The organism is Actinomadura keratinilytica (assembly GCF_039539665.1).
GTDB lineage: Bacteria > Actinomycetota > Actinomycetes > Streptosporangiales > Streptosporangiaceae > Spirillospora > Spirillospora keratinilytica.
Genome location: NZ_BAABDO010000196.1, coordinates 1 through 6,637, shown reverse-complemented (window position 1 = coordinate 6,637; position 6,637 = coordinate 1). Strand labels below are relative to the sequence as shown.

The 6,637-nt window shown below is 72.8% G+C and carries 7 protein-coding genes; 6 read left to right on the top strand and 1 reads right to left on the bottom strand.

Features of this window, described 5'->3' with window-relative positions; genetic code table 11:
- Positions 1-546, bottom strand: a 546-nt coding sequence (locus ABD879_RS31500; protein ID WP_345025416.1) for a hypothetical protein, incomplete at its 3' end; no start/stop codon positions are given.
- 216 nt (positions 547-762) lie between these two features.
- On the opposite strand from ABD879_RS31500, the gene ABD879_RS31495 reads away from it, so the two are divergent.
- The 6 genes from ABD879_RS31495 to soxR form a co-directional block, all read left to right on the top strand.
- Positions 763-1,170: a TOBE domain-containing protein gene (locus tag ABD879_RS31495; RefSeq protein WP_345025415.1), complete on the top strand. Its 408-nt coding sequence runs from the start codon at positions 763-765 to the stop codon at positions 1,168-1,170.
- A 37-nt stretch (positions 1,171-1,207) separates the two neighbouring features.
- A complete protein-coding gene (gene modA, locus ABD879_RS31490) occupies positions 1,208-2,008 on the top strand; it encodes a molybdate ABC transporter substrate-binding protein (RefSeq protein WP_345025414.1) in 801 nt (266 codons plus the stop codon).
- A gap of 74 nt (positions 2,009-2,082) precedes the next feature.
- The gene (locus ABD879_RS31485; protein ID WP_345025417.1) at positions 2,083-2,841 is read left to right on the top strand and encodes an ABC transporter permease; all 759 of its coding nucleotides are present in this window, start codon (positions 2,083-2,085) and stop codon (positions 2,839-2,841) included.
- Entirely contained in the window at positions 2,838-3,947 is a 1,110-nt protein-coding gene (locus tag ABD879_RS31480) for an ABC transporter ATP-binding protein (RefSeq protein WP_345025412.1), read from the top strand. Before ABD879_RS31485 ends, ABD879_RS31480 begins: the two co-directional genes overlap by 4 nt.
- Before the next feature lie 177 nt (positions 3,948-4,124).
- Positions 4,125-5,957, top strand: a complete 1,833-nt coding sequence (locus tag ABD879_RS31475; protein WP_345025411.1) for a phosphoenolpyruvate carboxykinase (GTP) — start codon at positions 4,125-4,127, stop codon at positions 5,955-5,957.
- A gap of 149 nt (positions 5,958-6,106) precedes the next feature.
- The coding region (soxR, locus tag ABD879_RS31470; protein ID WP_425549671.1) for a redox-sensitive transcriptional activator SoxR at positions 6,107-6,637 on the top strand (531 nt) is incomplete at its 3' end.

The following is a 6,637-nucleotide window of genomic DNA, read 5'->3' as shown; positions in this document are numbered from 1 at the left end:
GGCCGGCCGAGCCGGGTCCGCGCCGGGCCGTGCCGGGCCGTGGCGTTCGGCGGCCTCGCGGGCGGCCAGCGTCTTGGCGGCCCGCCTGCTCTCCCGCACGCCGACCACGGCGAAGCGGCCCAGGGCGAACGCGGAGAGGAACACGATCACCACGCCGAGGCCGCTGAACCCCGCGATCTGCTCGGTCACGCGCTGGGCGGTGGACGTTCCGAGGGGGGCGCCGGCGGTGCCGAGGCCCCAGAGCGTCCCGAGCGTGTGGCCCACGGCGAACCAGGCGCCGGCGAGGACGGCCAGCCACGCCCCGAACATCGCGATCGCGCGGTTGGCGCTGACCAGCAGGATCAGCCCGCCGATGACCGTGGCGATCCCGGGCAGCACGCTCAGTTGCAGCCGCGCGGCGGTGTACACCCAGGGGTCGTCGGGTGCGAAGCCGAAGTGGGCGTAGGGGCCGACGAACGGCAGCAGCGCGCCCCACAGGCCCAGCAGCACGAGAAGGATCCCGCTGAGGAGGCCCCGGGTCCGCGGAGCCCGCATGGTCCCAGTCATGATCTCCTCCTGACCGGGCGAAACGTGATGTACGTGTCGGACCCCCTTTACCCCTAAGGAACCTCCCTAAGCGTGCCATTTGGGTTGTAAAGCCCTCAAAAGGGATTCGAGGGAGAGGCTCTGTCGCGCCTGCGAGCTTATAAGGGCGAAAAGTCCCGCATCTGCGGTGATAGTCGCCATATTCCCTTGGCATCTGCCGAGGGCTACGCTTGCCCCGTGACGACGTTCCGAATCAGTGAGGCGGCCGCGCTGCTGGGGGTCAGCGCGGACACCGTCCGCCGCTGGGTGGACGGCGGGCGGCTGCCGGCCGTCCGCGACGAGCACGGGCACCGGCGCGTCCCCGGCGCCGAGCTCGCCGCGTTCGTCCGCGAGCAGGCGCGGCGCGGGGGCGACGGCGAGCCGGGGGAGCGGTTCTCCTCCGCACGCAACCGGATGCGCGGCATCGTCACCGACGTGCGCCGGGACGGGGTGATGGCCCAGGTGGAGATCCAGGCCGGCCCGTTCCGCGTGGTGTCGCTGATGAGCCGGGAGGCGGCCGACGAACTGGCCCTGGAGGTCGGGGTGGTCGCCGAGGCCGTCGTGAAGTCCACCAACGTCGTCGTCGAACTGCCCGACCTCGGCTGAGCCGGCCCGTACCGGCTCGGCGGAGACGAGAGGACCTATGACCGTGGTGAAGCGCCTCCCCATTCCGGCCGCGGCGCCGGCCCTGCTGGCCGCCGCCGCACTGGCCCTGTCCGGCTGCGGCGACGTCGACGGCGGCAGTGCCTCCGCGGGTGCGGACAAGGGCGGCAAGACCCTCACGGTGTTCGCCGCGGCGTCCCTCACCGAGACGTTCACCGCGCTGGGCAGGACGTTCGAGAGCTCGCACCCGGGCGTGAAGGTGCGGTTCAACTTCGGCGGCAGCTCCACCCTCGCGCAGCAGATCGTCCAGGGCGCCCCGGCGGACGTGTTCGCCGCCGCCAGCCCCGCCACCATGAAGACCGTCACCGATCAGGGCGCCGCGTCCGGGCAGCCGACGGTGTTCGCCGGGAACCGGCTGGTCATCGCCGTCTCCGGAAAGGTCGAGGGAAAGGTCGAGGGGCTGCCCGACCTGGCCGGCCGCGGGCTGAAGGTCGTGCTGTGCGCCACCCAGGTGCCGTGCGGCGCCGCCGCCGACAAGGCGCTGCGGGCGGGCGGGGTGAAGGTCACGCCGGTGTCGCGCGAACAGGACGTCAAGGCCGTGCTCACCAAGGTCCGGATGGGCGAGGCCGACGCCGGACTGGTCTACCGCACCGACGTGCGGGCCGCGTCCGGGCAGGTGACGGGCGTGGAGTTCGCCGAGTCGGCCGAGGCGGTCAACGACTACCCGATCGCGCCGCTGGCCGAGGCGCCGCAGCCCGCCCTGGCGAAGGAGTTCGTCGGGCTGGTGCTGTCGCGGCAGGGCCGCACGGTGCTGACCCGGGCGGGATTCGAGGCGCCGTGACCCGGCCGGCCGGCGCCGTCCGCTCCTCCGCCGCCGAGGCCGACCGCGGCCGCGGGCTGGGGCGGCCGCCGTGGATGCTGGTGCTGCCCGCGCTGGTCGGCCTGGCGTTCCTGGTGCTGCCGCTGGCCGGGCTGCTGGTGCGCGCGCCGTGGTCGACGCTGGGCACCCGCCTGGCCGAGCCGCAGGTGCTGGAGGCGCTGCGGCTGTCGCTGGTCAGCGCGACCGCCGCCACCGGCCTGTGCCTGGTGCTGGGCGTGCCGCTGGCGTGGCTGCTGGCGCGCGTGCCGTTCCCCGGCGCCCGGCTCGTGCGGGCCCTGGTGACCGTCCCGCTGGTGCTGCCGCCCGTGGTCGGCGGTGTGGCGCTGCTGCTGGTGCTGGGGCGCCGCGGGCTGGTCGGGCGGTGGCTGGACGAGGCGTTCGGCATCACGCTGCCGTTCACCACCGCCGGCGTGGTGCTCGCCGAGACGTTCGTGGCGATGCCGTTCCTGGTGATCAGCGTGGAGGGCGCGCTGCGCGCCGCCGACCTGCGCTACGAGGAGGCGGCGGCCACGCTGGGCGCCACCCGCTGGACGACGTTCCGCCGGGTGACGCTGCCGCTGGTCGCCCCGGGCGTGCTGGCGGGCGCCATCCTGTGCTGGGCGCGGGCGCTGGGCGAGTTCGGTGCGACGATCACGTTCGCGGGCAACTTCCCCGGCCGCACCCAGACCATGCCGCTGGCCGTCTACCTGGCCCTGGAGACCGACCCGCAGGCGGCGATCGTGCTGAGCCTGGTGCTGCTGGCGGTGTCGGTGCTCGTCCTGGCCGCCCTGCGCGACCGGTGGGTGAGCGCATGAGCCGTCCCGGCGCACCGGTGGCGCCGCACCGGCGGGAGGGGGACGCCGGCCGCAGCGGGCTCGACGCGCGGCTGGTGGTGCGGCGCGGCGGCTTCGAGCTGGACCTGCACCTGACGGCCGGGCCCGGCGAGGTGGTCGCCCTGCTGGGCCCCAACGGGGCGGGCAAGAGCACCGCGCTGCGCGCGCTGGCCGGGCTCGTCCCGACGGCGGGCGGGCACATCCGCGTGGACGGCAGGGACCTGCGCCCGCTGCCCCCGGAGCGGCGCGGCATCGGCATGGTGTTCCAGGACTACCTGCTGTTCCCGCATCTGAGCGCCCTGGAGAACGTCGCGTTCGGGCTGCGCTGCCAGGGCATGCGCAAGCGCGAGGCGCGGCGCGTCGCCGCCGGGTGGCTGGAGCAGGTCGGCCTGGCCGAATACGCCTCGGTGCGGCCGCGGCAGCTGTCGGGGGGCCAGGCCCAGCGGGTGGCGCTGGCGCGCGCCCTGGCCGTGGAGCCGAGCCTGCTGCTGCTGGACGAGCCGCTGTCGGCGCTGGACGCCCACACGCGGCTGGAGATCCGGTCCGCGCTGCGGCGCCGCCTGGAGGGGTTCGAGGGCGCGGCCGTACTGGTGACGCACGACCCGCTGGACGCGATGGTGCTGGCCGACCGGCTGGTGGTGCTGGAGAACGGGCGGCCGGTGCAGCAGGGGCGCCCCGCCGACGTGGCCCGGCACCCCCGCACCGAGTACGTGGCGCGCCTGGTGGGGCTCAACCTCTACCGGGGCCGCGCCGAGGGCACCTCGGTGCGGATCGGTGGCGGAGACGACGGCGGCGGCATGGTGCTGGACACGGTTGACCATCTCCAAGGAGAGGTTTTCCTGGCTTTTGAGCCAGCTGCGGTCGCGTTGTACCGGTCCCGTCCCGAGGGCAGCCCCCGCAACGTGTGGCGGGCGCGGGTGGCGGCGGTGGAGCGGCAGGGCGACCGCGTGCGCGTGCGCCTCGACGGGCCGCCGCTCGCCGCGGCCGCCGATGTGACGCCGGCCGCCGTCGCCGAACTCGAATTGGCCCCGGGCAGCGCGGTTTGGGCGTCCTTGAAGGCGACCGAAACGCGGGTTTACCCGGCTTGATCCTTCGCATGCTGCGGCGCCATGGAAGCGCTTTCCGATGTGCCTGGCCGGTGATTTCAGTCACAAATGGGTAGGTCTGTGGCAACTGACCCGCTGCAAGTGGTCCAGACCAAATGGAAAAAACGTGCGGGTTTGTTCATGATGCAGAGATCCTGCGAACTGCTGAAGGAGTAGCCCGTGTCCCACCAGGTCACCGCGTCCTCGGCCACCGGCCCGGACCAGGCCCCGACCAGTCACCGTGAGCTGATTGACTGGGTGCGCGGGATCGCCGAGCTCACCCGTCCCGATCGGATCGAATGGTGTGACGGCTCGGACGCGGAATGGGAGCGCCTGACCGACCTTCTCGTCGAACAGGGAACCTTCAAACGGCTCAATCCGGCCAAGCGGCCCAACAGCTTCTACGCCGCCTCCGATCCCAGCGACGTGGCCCGCGTCGAGGACCGCACCTTCATCTGCTCCGAAAAGGAGGAGGACGCCGGTCCCACCAACAACTGGATCGCCCCGGACGAGATGCGCGCCACCTTCCGGGAGCTGTTCGACGGCTGCATGCGCGGCCGCACCATGTACGTGGTGCCGTTCTGCATGGGGCCGCTCGGCGGCAACATCTCCCAGCTCGGGGTGGAGATCACCGACTCGCCGTACGTCGCGGTGTCGATGCGGATCATGACGCGGATGGGCACCGAGGCGCTGCGGCTGATCGAGGAGCGCGGCTCGTTCGTCAAGTGCGTCCACTCGGTCGGCGCGCCGCTGGAGCCCGGCCAGAAGGACGTGCCCTGGCCGTGCAACAGCACCAAGTACATCTCGCACTTCCCCGAGACCCGGGAGATCTGGTCCTACGGGTCCGGCTACGGCGGCAACGCGCTGCTGGGCAAGAAGTGCTACGCGCTGCGCATCGCCTCCACCATGGCCCGCGACGAGGGCTGGCTGGCCGAGCACATGCTGATCCTCAAGCTGACCCCGCCGGACGGCGAGGTCCGCTACGTCGCCGCCGCGTTCCCGTCCGCCTGCGGCAAGACCAACCTGGCCATGCTGCAGCCCACCATCCCGGGCTGGAAGGTCGAGACGATCGGCGACGACATCGCCTGGATGCGCTTCGGCGAGGACGGCCGGCTGTACGCGATCAACCCCGAGGCCGGGTTCTTCGGCGTCGCCCCCGGCACCGGCGAGGGCACCAACGCCAACGCCGTCAAGACGCTGTGGGGCAACAGCATCTTTACCAACGTCGCGCTCACCGACGACGGCGACGTGTGGTGGGAGGGCCTGACCGAGGAGCCGCCCGCGCACCTGACCGACTGGCGGGGCAACGACTGGACGCCCGACTCCGAAACCCCGGCGGCGCACCCGAACGCCCGCTTCACCACCCCGGCCGGGCAGTGCCCGATCATCGCGCCGGAGTGGGAGGACCCCAAGGGCGTGCCGATCTCGGCGATCCTGTTCGGCGGCCGCCGCGCCACCGCCGTGCCGCTGGTCATCGAGTCGTTCGACTGGCAGCACGGGGTGTTCCTGGGCGCCAACGTGGCCTCGGAGAAGACCGCCGCGGCCGAGGGCACCGTCGGCGAGCTGCGCCGCGACCCGTTCGCCATGCTGCCGTTCTGCGGCTACAACATGGGCGACTACTTCGGCCACTGGCTGAAGATCGGCCGCTCCACCGAGCCCGAGAAGCTGCCGCGCATCTACTACGTCAACTGGTTCCGCAAGGACGCCGACGGCAAGTTCATCTGGCCGGGCTTCGGCGAGAACAGCCGGGTGCTCAAGTGGATCGTCGACCGGCTCAACGGCCGGGCCGACGCGGTCAAGTCCCCGATCGGCCACCTGCCCACCCGCGAGTCGCTGGACACCGAGGGCCTGGACCTGGACGACGCCGCCCTGGACACGCTGCTCAGCGTCGACCGCGAGGTGTGGAAGCAGGAGGCCGACCTGGTCCCGGCGTTCTTCGAGACCTTCGGCGACCACCTGCCCAAGGAGCTGTGGGACGAGTACCGCGCCCTGAAGCACCGCCTTGGCGAGTGACGTCCGCCGCCCGCCGCCCTGCGAGGGGTCCCGGGAACGCGGCGGGCGCGGGACGCCGACGGCGAGGCCGCACCCGCGGGTGCGGCCTCGCCGCCTTTCCCGACCCGGCCGCGCCGCAGCCGTCCGACCGGCATTTCCGGTCGTTTAGGATGCGTGCCATGACGCGGCTGGAGTACAGGGTGCACGAGCTCACCGTCGGCCAGCTCGCCGAGCGCAGCGGCGTGTCGGTGTCGGCGCTGCACTTCTACGAGTCCAAAGGGCTGATCAGCAGCCGCCGCACCGCGGGCAACCAGCGCCGCTTCAGCCGCGACACGCTGCGCCGCATCTCCTTCATCAAGGTGTCCCAGCGGGTCGGCATCCCGCTCAGCGAGATCAAGAAGGCGCTGGCCACGCTCCCCGAGGGCCGCACCCCCACGGTGGAGGACTGGGCCCGCCTGTCCGAGACGTGGCGCGCCGACCTCGACGAGCGCATCGCCCAGCTGGAGCGCCTGCGCGACGACCTCACCGAATGCATCGGCTGCGGCTGCCTGTCGATGAACAAGTGCGCGCTGGCCAACCCCTACGACCGGCTCGGCGACGAGGGCCCGGGCCCCCGCCGCCTGCTCGTCCGCCGCGGCGAGCGCCCCCGCAACGCGCGCGCCGCCCGCGAGGACACCGCCCGCGACACCGCCCGCGACGAC